This is a genomic window from Pseudomonas putida (assembly GCF_025905425.1).
GTDB classification, from domain to species: Bacteria; Pseudomonadota; Gammaproteobacteria; order Pseudomonadales; family Pseudomonadaceae; genus Aquipseudomonas; species Aquipseudomonas putida_AF.
The window spans coordinates 4,015,832-4,031,952 of record NZ_CP109603.1; the positions used below are offsets into that span (position 1 = coordinate 4,015,832).

The 16,121-nt window shown below is 61.6% G+C and carries 12 protein-coding genes; all 12 read right to left on the reverse strand.

Going from position 1 to position 16,121, the window contains the following annotated elements:
• Positions 1 to 104: 104 nt before the first annotated feature.
• Positions 105 to 950: a 3-deoxy-8-phosphooctulonate synthase gene (gene kdsA / locus OGV19_RS17930; protein ID WP_264309973.1), complete on the reverse strand. Its 846-nt coding sequence runs from the start codon at positions 948 to 950 to the stop codon at positions 105 to 107.
• 3 nt (positions 951 to 953) lie between these two features.
• Positions 954 to 2,582: a CTP synthase gene (locus tag OGV19_RS17935; protein ID WP_264309974.1), complete on the reverse strand. Its 1,629-nt coding sequence runs from the start codon at positions 2,580 to 2,582 to the stop codon at positions 954 to 956.
• 269 nt (positions 2,583 to 2,851) lie between these two features.
• Positions 2,852 to 4,135: a tRNA lysidine(34) synthetase TilS gene (tilS, locus tag OGV19_RS17940; RefSeq protein ID WP_264309975.1), complete on the reverse strand. Its 1,284-nt coding sequence runs from the start codon at positions 4,133 to 4,135 to the stop codon at positions 2,852 to 2,854.
• Positions 4,136 to 4,293: 158 nt separating this feature from the next.
• Positions 4,294 to 5,241 (reverse strand): acetyl-CoA carboxylase carboxyltransferase subunit alpha, encoded by a 948-nt coding sequence (locus OGV19_RS17945; RefSeq protein ID WP_264309976.1) that lies wholly within the window; start codon positions 5,239 to 5,241, stop codon positions 4,294 to 4,296.
• 105 nt (positions 5,242 to 5,346) lie between these two features.
• Positions 5,347 to 8,871: a DNA polymerase III subunit alpha gene (dnaE, locus tag OGV19_RS17950; protein WP_264309977.1), complete on the reverse strand. Its 3,525-nt coding sequence runs from the start codon at positions 8,869 to 8,871 to the stop codon at positions 5,347 to 5,349.
• Between the two features lie 187 nt (positions 8,872 to 9,058).
• Complete coding sequence (gene rnhB, locus OGV19_RS17955) at positions 9,059 to 9,682, reverse strand: ribonuclease HII (RefSeq protein ID WP_264309978.1); 624 nt, start codon at positions 9,680 to 9,682, stop codon at positions 9,059 to 9,061.
• A 1-nt stretch (position 9,683) separates the two neighbouring features.
• The gene (lpxB, locus tag OGV19_RS17960) at positions 9,684 to 10,811 is read right to left on the reverse strand and encodes a lipid-A-disaccharide synthase (protein ID WP_264309979.1); all 1,128 of its coding nucleotides are present in this window, start codon (positions 10,809 to 10,811) and stop codon (positions 9,684 to 9,686) included.
• 1 nt (position 10,812) lies between these two features.
• Positions 10,813 to 11,589, reverse strand: a complete 777-nt coding sequence (lpxA, locus tag OGV19_RS17965; RefSeq protein ID WP_264309980.1) for an acyl-ACP--UDP-N-acetylglucosamine O-acyltransferase — start codon at positions 11,587 to 11,589, stop codon at positions 10,813 to 10,815.
• Complete coding sequence (gene fabZ / locus OGV19_RS17970; protein WP_008094893.1) at positions 11,586 to 12,026, reverse strand: 3-hydroxyacyl-ACP dehydratase FabZ; 441 nt, start codon at positions 12,024 to 12,026, stop codon at positions 11,586 to 11,588. Before fabZ ends, lpxA begins: the two co-directional genes overlap by 4 nt.
• Before the next feature lie 112 nt (positions 12,027 to 12,138).
• Positions 12,139 to 13,194, reverse strand: coding sequence for a UDP-3-O-(3-hydroxymyristoyl)glucosamine N-acyltransferase (gene lpxD, locus OGV19_RS17975; protein WP_264309981.1), 1,056 nt, complete (start codon positions 13,192 to 13,194; stop codon positions 12,139 to 12,141).
• A 1-nt stretch (position 13,195) separates the two neighbouring features.
• The gene (locus tag OGV19_RS17980; RefSeq protein ID WP_027595800.1) at positions 13,196 to 13,699 is read right to left on the reverse strand and encodes an OmpH/Skp family outer membrane protein; all 504 of its coding nucleotides are present in this window, start codon (positions 13,697 to 13,699) and stop codon (positions 13,196 to 13,198) included.
• Positions 13,700 to 13,743: 44 nt separating this feature from the next.
• Positions 13,744 to 16,092, reverse strand: coding sequence for an outer membrane protein assembly factor BamA (bamA, locus tag OGV19_RS17985; protein WP_264309982.1), 2,349 nt, complete (start codon positions 16,090 to 16,092; stop codon positions 13,744 to 13,746).
• Positions 16,093 to 16,121 lie beyond the last annotated feature (29 nt).

A 16,121-nucleotide genomic window follows, 5' to 3' on the forward strand; every position in this document is an offset into this window, starting at 1 on the left:
TTGCACTTCACCAGGCGGGGTATGCAGCAGGCAGGCCTGATGAAGCACTCCCTGACCAAACGGTCAGGGAGAGAACGGGCGGTACTTTACCCGAGAAATGAGCTTTACGCGGTTTCTACCGTCGGAAAACTTTTCACCAGGTCGTCCAATTGCTTGAGCTGAGCCAGGAACGGCTCCAGCTTGTCCAGGCGCAGGGCGCATGGACCATCGCACTTGGCGTTGTCCGGATCGGGGTGGGCCTCGAGGAACAGACCGGCCAGGCCCTGGCTCATGCCGGCCTTGGCCAGGTCGGTAACCTGGGCGCGGCGGCCACCGGCAGAGTCCGAGCGACCGCCCGGCATCTGCAGGGCGTGGGTCACATCGAAGAATACCGGGTACTCGAACTGCTTCATGATGCCGAAGCCGAGCATGTCCACTACCAGGTTGTTGTAGCCGAAGCTCGAACCACGCTCGCAGAGGATCAACTGATCGTTACCGGCCTCTTCGCACTTGGCCAGGATGTGTTTCATTTCCTGGGGCGCGAGGAACTGGGCCTTCTTGATGTTGATCACCGCGCCGGTCTTGGCCATGGCCACCACCAGGTCGGTCTGGCGCGACAGGAAGGCCGGCAACTGGATGATGTCGCAGACCTTGGCCACCGGCTCGGCCTGGTAGGGCTCGTGCACATCGGTGATCACCGGCACGTTGAAGGTACGCTTGATCTCTTCGAAGATCTTCAGCCCCTCTTCCATGCCTGGGCCACGGTAGGACGACACCGACGAACGGTTAGCCTTGTCGAAGCTGGCCTTGAACACGTACGGGATGCCGAGCTTCTCGGTCACCCGCACGTACTCTTCGCAGACCTTCATTGCCAGGTCACGGGACTCCAGAACGTTCATGCCGCCGAACAGGACGAACGGCTTGTCGTTGGCGATCTCGATGTTACCGACGCGAATGATCTTCTGGGTCATTGATCAGGCCTTGTTCTTCTGAGCCAGGGCTGCCTTGACGAAACCACTGAACAGCGGGTGGCCGTCACGCGGGGTCGAGGTGAACTCCGGGTGGAACTGGCAGGCGACGAACCATGGGTGGTCCTTGGACTCGACCACTTCTACCAGCGCGCCGTCTTCGGAACGACCGGAGACCACCAGGCCTGCGTCGAGCATCTGTGGCAGCAGGTTGTTGTTCACTTCGTAACGGTGGCGGTGACGCTCGGTGATCACGTCCTTGCCGTAGCAGTCGTGAACCTTGGAACCCGAGACGATCTGGCAGTCCTGTGCGCCCAGGCGCATGGTACCGCCCAGGTCGGAAGCTTCGGTACGGGTCTCGACGGCACCGGTGGCATCCGCCCACTCGGTGATCAGGCCGACGACCGGGTGGCCGCTGCTGCGGTCGAACTCGGTGGAGTTGGCGTCTTTCCAGCCCATCACGTTACGGGCGAATTCGATCACGGCAACCTGCATGCCCAGGCAGATACCCAGGTATGGCACCTTGTTCTCACGGGCGTACTGCACCGCGGTGATCTTGCCTTCGACGCCGCGCAGGCCGAAACCGCCCGGTACCAGAATGGCATCGGCGCCTTCGAGCAGGCTGGTGCCCTGGTTCTCGATGTCTTCGGAATCGATGTAGCGCAGGTTGACCTTAGTGCGGTTGGTGATGCCGGCGTGGCTCATCGCTTCGATCAGCGACTTGTACGCATCCAGCAGCTCCATGTACTTGCCGACCATGGCGATGGTCACTTCGTGCTCTGGGTTGAGCTTAGCGTCGACGACCTTGTCCCACTCGGACAGGTCGGCGCTATCGCACTGCAAACCGAAGCGCTCGGTGACGAAATCATCCAGGCCCTGAGCATGCAGGATGCCCGGGATCTTGTAGATGGTATCGGCGTCTTCCAGCGCAATCACCGCACGCTCTTCAACGTTGGTGAACTGGGCGATCTTGCGGCGCGACGAGCTGTCGATCGGGTGATCGGAGCGGCATACCAGCACGTCAGGCTGCAGGCCGATGGAGCGCAGCTCCTTGACCGAGTGCTGGGTTGGCTTGGTCTTGGTCTCGCCCGCGGTGGCGATGTATGGGACCAGGGTCAGGTGCATCAGCATCGCGCGCTTGGCGCCGACTTCGAAACGCAACTGGCGGATGGCCTCGAGGAACGGCTGCGACTCGATGTCGCCGACGGTGCCGCCGATTTCAACCAGGGCCACGTCGGCATCGCCGGCGCCCTTGATGATGCGACGCTTGATCTCGTCGGTGATGTGCGGGATGACCTGGATGGTCGCGCCCAGGTAGTCACCACGGCGCTCCTTGCGCAGCACGTGCTCGTAGATACGGCCGGTGGTGAAGTTGTTGTTCTGGGTCATGGTCGTGCGGATGAACCGCTCGTAGTGGCCCAGGTCAAGGTCAGTCTCGGCGCCGTCATGGGTGACGAAGACTTCACCGTGCTGGAACGGACTCATGGTGCCAGGATCGACGTTGATGTACGGATCCAGCTTGAGCATGGTGACCTTGAGTCCCCGCGCTTCCAGGATGGCCGCCAGGGAAGCCGAGGCAATGCCTTTCCCCAATGAAGAAACAACACCGCCCGTGACGAATATGTAGCGCGTCATGAAAAACCCTAGAAGTCTGCGTTAAGGCGGCCAGCGCCGCCGGAGAAAGCGAAGGAAGGCCGAAGCCCCCGATCACCTGCGTCAATCACAGTGCATCTCGAAAAACTGCCGCGTCTGTACAAACCAGGGGTATCCCCGGCATGGAGCTCGCTCGTCATTTCCAGAATCAGCCCAGCAAAAAACTGCGTGGTAATCGGCAACTGCCGTGTTTCCGAGGAACGCACAGAAGTTGTATCAAGAAGGGAGGGTAGTCTACCGGAATGTACCCTTCAGCTCAAACCTTGCGCGTTCGTCGGAGGCTGCCAGTGCAGTTGGCAATTTGCCTGCCCGAGCTCGGGCAGACTGGCCACTGCCAGCAAACGCTCGCCTTGGTACAGCAATGGCAGGCGTGAACGCACGAAATGCGGCACCTGCAGCTCGTTGAGCAGGCGCTTGAGGTCGCGTCGGCCGCGCCCTGCAAACTCAAGCACTTCACCACCCTGGCGATAGCGAATAGTCAGGCCCGCCAGGGGCTTGGGCGCAGTCAACCGAACGCTGCCGTTGCCCGGTAACGCCAGCTCGCAGGCCGAGTCTGCCCAGGCGAACTCGCCTTGCGGCGTCTGCAGCCAGTCACCGCTCAGCCACCAGATACGGCCGTTGCTGCGCACCAACCGGCCGTCGGCCAGACGCCAGCTCGGCTGCGCGTCGGCTGCGGCATCGCGCAGGTCGGCCCAGCCAGCCCAGTGGCGCGTATCCGGCAGCCGAGTGCGGCGGCTGAGCCAGTATTGCAGGGCATTGCGCTGACGAGCGGGTGACAACGCCGCGAGCACCGCAAGCGCTAAGGAATCGAGCCCCACCCAAGCCGCAGCAGCGCCCTCCTCGGCCAGGGCCAGATCGGCCTGAGCCACGTCATCCAGCAAACCCTGTGCTTCGCCCAGGTGCTCTGCGCAACGGGCCAGGTTCTGGCTGGCCTGCGGCCAGCGCTGCTGCAACACAGGGAACACTTCGCCGCGCAAATAGTTACGGGCAAAGGCGGTGTCGCGGTTGGAGGGGTCTTCGATCCAGGTCAGGCCCTGGGCTTGGGCGTACGCTTGCAACTGTTGCTGCGCAACGGCCAGCAACGGCCTGGCCAGGCAGCCCTGCCCCAGCGGACGCTGTACCGGCATCGCGGCCAAGCCACGCAACCCGGCGCCGCGCAGCAGGCGGAAGAGCAAGGTTTCGGCCTGGTCTTCGCGGTGTTGGCCAGTGAAGAGTACTTCACCGGGGCCGAGCACCTCCTTGAATGCCGTGTAACGGGCATCGCGGGCAGCTTGTTCGAGGCTGGCGCCGGGCGCGACCTGGACGTGGATCACACGCAGTTCGATGCCTAGGTTGGCGCAGATGTGCCGGCAATGGGATGGCCAGGCGTCAGCGGCGGGCTGCAGGCCGTGATGGATATGGATGGCGCGCAGCGGGGGTGCGGGGTGGGTACGGGCGTAATCGGCCAGCAGGTGCAGCAGGACGGTAGAGTCCAGGCCGCCAGAGAAGGCGATGTGCCAGGCAGGGGCTTGGAGCCAGGGGGTGAGGTTGATCAAGGGCGCCTCACATGATTCGGAATCGCCGGGGCACTGTGGGAGCGGGCTTGCCCCGCGAACAAGGGCGAAGCCCTTGCCATACGACTCCGTTGCCAGAGCCGCCCTCTTCGCGGGGCGAGCCCGCTCCCACAGGGGCCGCAAAGCGGCCCCGGGGTGTATCAGAGGCCGTAGCTCATCAGGCGCTCGTAACGACGGGCCAGCAGCGCGTCATTGTCGAACTTGCCCAGCATGTCCAACTGCTGCACCAGGTCGGCACGGATGCTTTCAGCCATGGCGGCCGGGTCGCGGTGGGCGCCGCCCAGCGGCTCCGGGATGACCTTGTCGACGATGTTCAGGCTCTTCAGGCGCTCGGCCGTGATGCCCATGGCCTCGGCAGCGTCGGCAGCCTTGTCGGCGGTCTTCCACAGGATCGAGGCGCAACCTTCCGGCGAGATTACCGAGTAGGTGGAGTACTGCAGCATGTTCAGCTGATCGCACACACCAATGGCCAGCGCACCGCCAGAACCACCCTCACCGATCACGGTGGCGATGATTGGCGTTTTCAGGCGCGCCATTACGCGCAGGTTCCAGGCGATAGCCTCACTCTGGTTGCGCTCTTCGGCATCGATACCTGGGTAAGCACCCGGGGTGTCGATGAAGGTCAGGATCGGCATCTTGAAGCGTTCGGCCATTTCCATCAGGCGGCACGCCTTACGGTAACCCTCAGGGCGCGGCATGCCGAAGTTGCGGCGTACCTTCTCACGCACTTCACGGCCCTTCTGGTGGCCGATGACCATGACCGCCTTGCCATCCAGACGGGCGGTACCGCCCACGATCGCAGCATCGTCGGAGAAGTGACGGTCACCGTGCAGCTCTTCGAATTCGGTGAAGATGTGCTGCAGGTAGTCCAGGGTGTAAGGACGACGCGGGTGACGGGCCAGGCGGGCGATCTGCCAGCTGGTCAGGTTGCCGAAGATGCTTTCGGTCAGGGTATTGCTCTTGTCTTGCAGACGGGCAATTTCATCGCTGATGTTCAGCGAGTTGTCGTTACCCACCAGGCGCAGGCCTTCGATCTTGGCTTGCAGGTCGGCAATCGGCTGTTCGAAATCGAGGAAATTCGGGTTCATAGGCATCCGTCTTGGGTCTACGGCCAGGCGGCCGGCCGGTTGATCCGTTTGGCGCCCTACCTTAAGGGATCGGGCGCATTCAGGTCGAGATTAAAATTCGTCGATTCAACGATATTGCAGGAAGACGTTCTCACGCCCGAACTGGTCACGCAGCGCCTGAATCAGGCCGTCGGCCGGGTCGATCGACCACTCATCGGCAAACTGCAGCATGGCCTTGGCGTCACTGCCGGTGTATTCCAGGGTGATCGGGCAGCCGCCGCGGTGACGGGTGATCAGCTCACCCAGCCAGTTCAGGCGGTCGCCCTTGAGCGCGTCATGGGCGACTTTCAAGCGCAGGCTTTCGGCCAGGCGCGTGCGTGCATCCTCCATGGTCATTACCTGCTTGACCCGCAGGCGCAGGCCACCAGAGAAGTCATCGTTACTGACCTCACCTTCGACCACCACCATGGCATCGTTCTGCAGCAGTGACTGAGCCGCCATGAAGGAGTCGGCAAACAGCGAAGCCTCGATACGCCCGGAGCGGTCATCGAGGGTGACGAAGCCCATCTTGTCACCCTTTTTGTTCTTCATGACCCGCAACGCAACGATCATGCCAGCGATCGTCTGAGACTCTCGGGACGGCTTCAGGTCGATGATGCGCTGACGGGCAAAACGGCGAATCTCGCTTTCGTATTCGTCGATCGGGTGACCGGTCAGGTACAGGCCCAGCGTGTCTTTCTCGCCTTTGAGCCGCTCTTTGAGGGTCAGCTCGCGGACCTTGCGGTGGTTGGCATAGACGTCCGAGTCTGCCTCGACGAACAAGCCGCCAAACAGATCGACATGGCCGCTGTCGGCGGTACGTGCGGTCTGCTCTGCCGACTTGATCGCCTCTTCCAGCGCCGCCAGCAAAGTCGCACGGTTGCGGTCGATGTTGGCTTGGTACGCCTTGATTTCGTCATGGAAATACGGGCCGAGGCGGTCCAGCGCACCACTGCGGATCAGTGCATCGAGGGTGCGCTTGTTGACGCGCTTGAGGTCGACGCGATCGCAGAAATCGAACAAGTCCTTGAACGGGCCGCCCTGGGCACGCACTTCGACGATGGCCTCCACCGGCCCCTCGCCCACGCCCTTGATCGCACCCAAGCCATAGACAATACGGCCATCGTCATTGACGGTGAACTTGAAGTCGGAGGTGTTCACATCGGGCGCGTCGAGGCGCAGCTTCATGCTGCGCACTTCCTCGATCAGCACCACCACCTTGTCGGTGTTGTGCATATCCGCCGACAGTACCGCGGCCATGAACGGCGCCGGGTAGTGGGTTTTCAGCCAGGCAGTCTGGTAGGACACCAGACCGTAGGCGGCAGAGTGAGATTTGTTGAAGCCGTAACCGGCAAATTTCTCTACCAGGTCAAAGATGTTGCCTGCAAGATCGCCATCGATGCCGTTATTGGCACACCCTTCGATGAAACCGCCACGCTGCTTGGCCATCTCTTCGGGTTTTTTCTTACCCATGGCGCGACGCAGCATGTCGGCACCACCCAGGGTATAGCCGGCCATGACCTGGGCAATCTGCATCACCTGCTCTTGATACAAGATGATGCCGTAGGTGGGCGCCAGTACCGGCTGCAGGCCGTCATACTGGTAGTCGGGGTGCGGATAGGCCAGCTCAGCGCGGCCGTGCTTGCGGTTGATGAAGTCGTCCACCATGCCCGACTGCAACGGGCCTGGGCGGAACAGCGCCACCAGTGCGATGAGGTCTTCCAGGCAGTCCGGCTTGAGCTTTTTGATCAGCTCCTTCATGCCGCGCGATTCGAGCTGGAACACCGCCGTGGTCTCGGCTTTTTGCAGCAACTCGTAAGTCTTGCGGTCATCCAGCGGAATGAAGTCGATGTTCAGGTCCGGCAGGTCCTGCTTGGCCTGCTCGCGGTTGATCGTCTCCATCGCCCATTTGATGATGGTCAGCGTGCGCAGGCCGAGGAAGTCGAACTTGACCAGCCCGGCGGCCTCGACATCGTCCTTGTCGAACTGGGTTACCAGGCCGCCGCCCTCTTCGTCACAGGCGATCGGCGAGAAGTCAGTCAGTTTGGTTGGCGCGATTACCACGCCACCGGCGTGCTTGCCGGTACCCCGCGTGACACCCTCGAGCTTGAGGGCCATGTCCCAGATCTCGCGACCATCTTCGTCGCCCTTCAGGAAGTCGCGCAGGATTTCTTCCTGCTCGTACGCCTTTTCCAGGGTCATGCCGACTTCGAAGGGAATCATCTTCGACAGACGGTCGGCCAGGCCGTAGGACTTGCCCTGCACCCGCGCCACGTCACGCACCACCGCCTTGGCAGCCATGGTGCCGAAGGTGATGATCTGGCTGACCGCGTTACGCCCGTAGGCATCGGCCACGTATTCGATGACCCGGTCACGGCCATCCATGCAGAAGTCGACGTCGAAGTCGGGCATGGATACACGTTCAGGGTTGAGGAAGCGCTCGAACAGCAGGTCATAGGCCAGCGGATCGAGGTCGGTGATCTTCAGCACGTAGGCCACCAGGGAACCCGCACCCGAGCCTCGGCCTGGGCCTACCGGCACACCGTTGTTCTTGGCCCACTTGATGAAGTCCATAACGATCAGGAAGTAGCCGGGGAAGCCCATCTGGATGATGATGTCCAGCTCGAACTTCAGGCGGTCCAGGTAGGTCTGGCGCTTCTCTTCATAGTCCGGGGTGGTCTCCTTGGGCCAGAGCACCGCCAGGCGCTCTTCCAGGCCTTCATGGGAGACATGGCGCAGGTAATCGTCGATGCCCATGCCATTGGGCGTCGGAAAGTCAGGCAGGAAGTGCTTGCCCAGTTGCACCTGAATGTTGCAGCGCTTGGCAATCTCGACGGTGTTGGCGATGGCGTCGGGCAGGTCGCTGAACAGCTCGGCCATTTCGTCCGAGCTCTTGAGGTATTGCTGGTCGCTGTAGTTACGCGGGCGACGTGGGTCATCCAGGGTCCAGCCTTCGCCGATGCAGACACGGGTTTCGTGGGCGTCGTAGTCGGACTGCTTGATGAAGCGCACATCGTTGGTCGCCACCAGCGGCGCGCCGACCTTGTCGGCCAGGGCCACGGCGGCGTGCACGTATTCTTCGTCGCGGGCACGGTTGGTGCGCTGCACTTCTACGTAAAAACGCTCGGGGAACATGCCCAGCCAGTCGCGCAGCAGGGCTTCGGCCTCCTCCATCCTGCCGCCCAGCAGCGCCGCGCCGATGTCGCCTTCCTTGCCTGCGGACAACGCGATCAGGCCTTCGCTGGCAGGGGCGATCCATTCACGCTGCAGAATCACCAGGCCGTTACGCTGGCCTTCGACCCAGCCACGTGAAATCAGCTCGGTGAGGTTGCGATACCCCTTGGGGTTCATCGCCAGGAAACAGATGCGCGACAACGGTGCTTCCGGGTCGGCCCCGGCCAGCCACAAGTCGGCACCACAGATCGGCTTGATGCCGGCACCCATGGCGGTCTTGTAGAACTTCACCAGCGAGCACATGTTGCTCTGGTCGGTGATCGCCACCGCCGGCATGTTCATCCCCGCCAACGCCTTGGCCAGCGGCTTGATCCGCACCAGACCGTCGACCAGCGAGAATTCGGAGTGCACGCGAAGGTGAACGAAGGGAACCGACATGGATGATCCTGTAGCAGAACGACAAGGGCGGGATTGTAGCGTAAAAGCGAGGGGATTTTGGGGCTGCTGTGCAGCCCATTCGCGGGGCAAGCCCACTCCCACAGGTTCTGCGCCCAGCTTGAATACTGTGTCAGACCTGTGGGAGCGGGCTTGCCCCGCGAATGGGCCGCACAGCGGCCCAATTAGGCTAAATCAAGGAGTCAACAACGCCCTCACGGGCCTCCCAAGCCGCCCGCACAGGCGCAAAGGAGCGCCGATGAATGGGCGTAGGCCCAAGCCGTGCCAGGGCTTCAAGGTGCACCGGCGTCGGGTAGCCCTTGTGCCCACCCATGCCGTAGCCTGGATAGATCAGCTCAAACGCGCTCATCTCCCGATCACGCGTCACCTTGGCCAGGATCGATGCCGCCGCAATGGCCGGTACCTGGCTATCACCCTTGATCACCGGCGCCGCAGGTACCGCCAGCTTGGGGCAACGGTTGCCATCGATCAGGGCAAGCTTGGGCGTGACATGCAAACCCTCAACCGCACGCTGCATGGCCAGCATGGTGGCCTGAAGGATGTTCAGGCGGTCGATTTCCTCGACCTCGGCGCGGGCAATGCAAAAGCTCAGCGCCTTCTCGCAGATTTCGTCGAACAGCGCTTCGCGCTTGGCTTCGGTGAGTTTCTTCGAATCGTTGAGGCCCAGGATCGGCCGTGCCGGGTCGAGGATCACCGCGGCAGTGACCACCGCGCCGCACAGCGGGCCACGGCCGACTTCATCGACACCGGCGACCAGGTCTTCGACCAGGTTGAAATCCAGTCCTATTTGCATGTCAGCGGTCCTTGAGCAAGGCCAGAACCGCCTCGGCGGCCTGGTTGGAAGCATCCCGGCGCAGGGTGCGGTGAATCTCGTCGAAACGTTCGGTCTGCTGGCTGCCATCGGCCACCAAGGGGGCCAAGGTCTGCGCCAAGGCTTCGCTGGTGGCGTCATCCTGCAGCAGTTCGGGCACCAGCTCGCGCTGGGCCAGCAGGTTGGGCAACGACACGTAAGGGCTTTTCACCAGACGCTTGAGAATCCAGTAGGTCAACGGGGCCAGGCGGTAGGCCACCACCATGGGCCGCTTGTACAGCAGTGCCTCCAAGGTGGCGGTACCCGAAGCAATCAGTACTGCATCGCAGGCCGCCAGGGCCTGGTGCGACTGGCCATCGAGCAGCGTCAGCGGCAGCTCGCGCCCTTCGAGCATCTGCTCGAGCTGGGCGCGTCGCGTGGCATTGGCACAAGGCAGCACGAAGCGCACACCGGGCACCCGCTCGCGCAAACGCTCGGCGGCATCGAGGAACAGCGCCCCCAGGCGCCCAACCTCACCGCCACGGCTTCCTGGCATCAGCGCCACCACCGGGCCTTGACCCAGGCCAAGCGCGCTGCGCGCCGCTTGTCGATCCGCCTCAAGGGGGATGGTGTCGGCCAGCGGATGGCCGACGAACCGCACCGGTACGCCCTGCTCTTCGTAGAACCGCGCCTCGAAAGGCAGCAGCGTCAGCATCAGGTCGCAACCTTCGCGGATCTTCAGCACGCGCTTCTGCCGCCAGGCCCACACGGATGGGCTGACGTAGTGCACGGTCTTGATGCCGGCCTGACGCAGCTTCAATTCGATATTGAGGGTGAAATCAGGGGCATCGATGCCGATGAACACGTCGGGTTTTTCGGCGATCAGGGTCTGGATCAGCAGCTTGCGGCGCTTGAGCAGCTCACGCAGGCGCCCCAGCACCTCGACCAGGCCCATGACGGCCAGACGTTCCATGGGGAAGTAGGATTGCAGGCCTTCGGCTTCCATCAAGGGGCCGCCAACGCCGATGAAACGTACGTCGGGATGGCGCGCCTTGAGGGCGCGCATCAAGCCGGAACCGAGAATATCGCCGCTGGCCTCACCCGCGACCAGGGCTACGCAAAGCTGGGCCATGTCAGCGCGTGATGCCGCGTGCGGAATTCAGGATCGACTGACGGAACAAATCGACCTCAGGGTGTTGGGCTGCCAGTTCGTCCAACGCCTTGATCGCGTCTTCGACGGTCAGGCCCTGACGGTAGACGATCTTGTAGCAACGACGCAGGATATGAATGACCTCGTCGCTGAACCCTCGGCGGCGCATGCCTTCGAAGTTCATGCTACGGGCTTCGGCCGGGCTGCCAAACACCGTGACAAAGGCAGGCACATCCTTGCCGATCGCCGTACCCATGCCAGAAAACGCATGAGCACCGATGTGGCAGTACTGGTGCACCAGGGTGTACCCGGACAGAATCGCCCAGTCGCCCACGTGAACATGCCCGGCCAGCGCGGTGTTGTTCACCAGAATGCAATGATTGCCGATGACACTGTCGTGACCGATGTGCGCGTAGGCCATGATCAGGTTGTGATCGCCGAGGGTGGTTTCGGCACGGTCCTGAACGGTCCCGCGGTGAATGGTCACGCCTTCGCGGATCACGTTGTGATCGCCGATCACCAGACGGGTCGGTTCCCCCTTGTACTTGAGGTCAGGGGTATCTTCGCCAATCGAGGAAAACTGGTAGATGCGGTTGTGCTTGCCGATACGGGTCGGCCCTTTGAGCACCACATGCGGGCCAATGATGGTGCCCTCCCCGACTTCGACGTCGGGGCCAACGATCGACCACGGGCCGACCTCGACGCCCTCGGCCAGCTTGGCCGAGGGGTCGATGATGGCCCGAGGATCAATCGAATTCATAGGGAGCGTTCCGCGCAAGTGATCTGTGCCGAGCAGACCGGTTTGCCGTCGACCAGGGCGCGGCATTCGAATTTCCAGATCATGCTCTTGCGGCTGAGGAACTTAGCTTCCAGCACAAGCTGGTCACCCGGCAATACCGGCTGACGGAAACGCAGTTTGTCGGAACCGACAAAGTAGTACAGGGTGCCATCAGCCGGCTTGGCATCGAGCATCTTGAAACCGAGGATACCGGCCGCCTGGGCCATGGCCTCGATGATCAGAACGCCCGGCATGATCGGGTGGGCCGGGAAATGGCCATTGAAGAACGGCTCGTTGATGCTGACATTCTTGTAGGCACGAATGCTCTGGGCCTCGAAGTCCAGATCCGTCACGCGATCCACCAGCAGGAACGGGTAACGGTGAGGCAGGTATTCGCGAATCTCGTTGATGTCCATCATTTCGGGGGGAAGCCTGTAATAAGAATAGGGAGCGCAGGTGCTGACCACGCGCTCCTTTTGCAGTCCAAAGAGAGCCAGCTAGCGTCTGTTCACTCTTGCTCAGGGAATGGTATCAGCCTTCTGATGCCGGCTGGCCGCCTGAGGTCACGGTATCGATGCGCTTTTCCACCTGCTGGAGACGCTTGGCGATGTCGTCCAGGTGGCGGATACGCGCGGCGCTCTTGCGCCAATCAGCCAACGGCTGCATGGCTGTGCCGGAAGAATAGGCACCCGGTTCGGTGATCGATCGGGTCACCATGGTCATCCCGGACACGAAAACGTTATCACAGACATCAATATGACCGACCATGCCGACACCGCCCGCGATGGTGCAATGCTTGCCAATGCGCGTGCTGCCGGAAATACCGACACAGGCAGCCATGGCGGTGTGCTCACCGATCTGGACGTTATGGGCGATCTGGATCTGGTTGTCGAGTTTGACCCCGTCGGCAATACGCGTGTCCGACAGCGCACCACGGTCCACTGCCGTGTTGACGCCGATTTCCACATCATCGCCGATGGTCACGCCGCCGATCTGGGCGATCTTGCGCCAAATGCCCTTCTCGTTGGCGAAGCCGAAGCCCTCGCCACCGATCACCGCACCCGACTGGATGACGACACGCTTGCCGATGGTCACGTCATGGTACAGGGTGACCCGTGGCGCCAGCCAGCCACCCTCACCGATGACGCAGCGGGCACCGACAACACAGTGGGCACCGATGCTGACGTTGGCAGCAATCTGCGCACCACTTTCGATGACGACGAACGGGCCGATGCTCGCACTGGCATCCACTTGTGCATCTTCAGCCACTACGGCGCTGGGATGAATTCCCGCCACAGCCTTGGGCTTGGGATCGAACAGGTGGGAAATGCGTGCATAGGCCAGGTACGGATCAGCGACGATCAGTGCGTTGCCCGCAAAGCCTTCGGCATCCGCCGCCTTGAGCAGCACCGCTGCCGCCTGGCTGTTATCCAGGAATTTGCGGTACTGCGGGTTGGCGAGGAAGCTCAATTGACCGGGCCCGGCCTCCTGCAAGGTGGCCAGTCCGGTAATTTTCAGCGTCTCGGGCCCCTTGAGGGTGGCACCGAGGGCTTCGGCCAGCTGGCCAAGCGTCATGGTCAAGGTCATATCAACGGGCTTGGTTCATACGCTCGATAACTTGGCGGGTGATGTCGTACTGAGGTTTGACATCGATGACCGCGCCACGCTCGAGAACCAGGTCGAAACCGCCCTTCTTGATCACTTCCTCGACAGCGCCATCCAGCTTCGGCTTGAGCTGCTTGAGCATGTCGCGGTCAGCAACGGCCTTGGCTTCGTTGAGTTCCTTGGACTGGAACTGGAAGTCGCGGGCCTTTTGCTTGAATTCGAGCTCCAGGCGCTCACGCTCCTGCTGCTGCATCTTGTCGCCGCCTTTGATCAGGCGGTCCTGGATGCCCTTGGCGCTGCTTTCCAGGCTCTTGAGCTTGGTCAGTTGCGGGCCGAACTTCTTCTCGGCATCGACCGCGTACTTCTTGGCGGCATCCGATTCAAGCAGGGCCATCTGATAGTTCAGGACGGCAACCTTCATTTCGGCGAAAGCCGGGGTGGCGACCAGCGCCGCGGCCAAGATGGCCAGTTGAGTCAACTTACGCACGATGCACTCCTGGATAAACCGTTGTCGTTATGCAAGGGCCGACCTTAGAAGGTCTGGCCCAGAGAGAATTGGAACACCTGGGTATCGGCGTCGTCCGGCTTCTTGATCGGCATTGCCAGGCTGAAGCTCAGTGGGCCCAGCGCAGTGATCCAGGTCACACCCAGACCCACCGAGCTGGCCATGCCCGAGAAACCGACCTTCTCGCAATCGGGTTTGCTGCCACAATTGGTGTCAAACACGTTACCCACGTCCCAGAACACGGAAGTGCGCAGCGAACGCTGGTCCTTGACGAACGGCAGCGGGAACAGCAATTCGACACCACCTTGGACCAGCACGTTGCCACCGAACGGCAGCGGATCCTGGTCCGGGTCGCGGATGGTACCCGGGTTAGTGCCCTGACTCGGCGTGCTGCGCGGGCCCAGGCTGCTGTCCTTGAAACCACGGACAGAGTTGAAGCCACCCGCGTAGTAGTTCTCGTAGAACGGCAGGCCGGAAGTGCCACCGAAACCATCACCATAGCCCAGTTCGGTGTGCAGGCGCAGGGTGTAGTCGTTATTGATTGGCTTGAACAGCTGGCCACGGTAGTCGAGCTTGTAGAACGACAAGTCGCTGCCTGGAATGGTCGACTCAAGGGTCAGGCTCTGGGAGTGACCACGGGTTGCCAGTACGCCTTTGTTCAAGGTCGATTCGGACCAGCCGATGGACGCCTTGAAGTTCAGGAAGTTGTCGCCCTCATCTTTCAGGAAGTTGAAGATCTCGTCGACGGTGTATTTACCGGTCTTGATCTTGTCCTGCTGAACGCTCAGGCCATAGGTCAGGCGCGAGGTTTCGCTGATCGGGTAACCAAGGCTGACACCGGCACCAAGGCTGTCGACCGCATAGCTGGCAACGTCGACATCGAGGTCGTCATAGTCGGTGCTACGGTAGAAGGCGTTGTAGCCCAGGCTGACGCCGTCGGCGGTGAAGTAGGGGTCCACGAAGCCGAAGTTGTATCGGGTCTGGTATTCGGAGCGGGTCAGGCCGATGGAGACCTTGTTACCGGTACCCAGGAAGTTGCTCTGGCTGATCGAGCCACCGAGGATCAGACCGGCGCTCTGGGCGAAACCGACGCTGGCGGTGATCGAACCGGAGGCTTGTTCCTCGACGCTGTAGTTGACGTCGACCTGGTCATCGGTGCCTGGCACCGGTGGGGTCTCGACGTTGACTTCCTTGAAGAAGCCCAGACGCTCCAGACGGGTCTTGGACTGGTCGATCAGGTAGGTCGAAGCCCAGCCGCCTTCCATCTGACGCATCTCGCGACGCAGCACTTCGTCTTCGGTCTTGGTGTTGCCGCGATAGTTGATGCGGTTGACGTAGGCACGCTTGCCCGGGTCGACCACGAACATGATATCGACGGTGTGATCCTGGTCGTTCGGCTGTGGCACGCCGTTGACGTTGGCGAAGGTATAGCCTTCGTTACCCAGACGACGGGTGATCAGCTCGGACGTGGTGGTCATCACCTTGCGCGAGAATACCTGGCCCGGCTGCACCAGCAGCAGCGACTTGACCTGGTCTTCCGGTACCTTGAGGTCACCGGAGAGCTTCACGTCACGGACGGTGTACTTCTCGCCTTCGTTGATGTTGACGGTGATGTAGACGTGCTTCTTGTCCGGCGTGATGGATACCTGGGTGGAGGCGATATCCATGTTGATGTAGCCGCGGTCCAGGTAGTAGGAACGCAGACGCTCCAGGTCACCGGAGAGTTTTTCACGGGCGTACTTGTCGTCGTTCTTGAAGAACGACAGCCAGTTGGTGGTTTTCAGCTCGAACAGCTGCGACAGCTCTTCGTCGTCGAAGACGTTGTTGCCCACCACGTTGATGTGCTGGATGGCGGCGACGGTGCCTTCGTTGATCTTGATTTTCAGCGCGACGCGGTTGCGCGGCTGCGGCACGACTTCAGCGTCAACCTCGGCCGAGTAGCGGCCCTGGGCCACGTACTGGCGCTGCAGCTCGTTACGCACACCTTCGAGGGTGGCGCGCTGGAAAATTTCACCTTCGGCCAGGCCCGACTGCTTCAGGCCTTTCATCAGGTCTTCGGTGCTGATCGCCTTGTTGCCTTCGATCTCGATGCTCGACACCGACGGGCGCTCGACCACGTTGATGATCAGGACATTGCCATCGCGGTTGAGCTGGATGTCCTGGAAGAAGCCAGTCTTGAACAGGGAACGGGTCGAATCCACGAGGCGCCGATCGTCGGCCTGGTCACCCACGTTCAGGGGCAAGGCACCGAAGACGCTGCCAGCGGATACCCGCTGCAGGCCGTTGACACGAATATCGGAGATGGTGAAGGACTCGGCGTGAACTTCAGCGATCATCAGTGCGGAGAGGACCGCAGTTAGCAGCAGACGTTTCATGAAGTCCTTTTATTCCAACTGGCAATAAA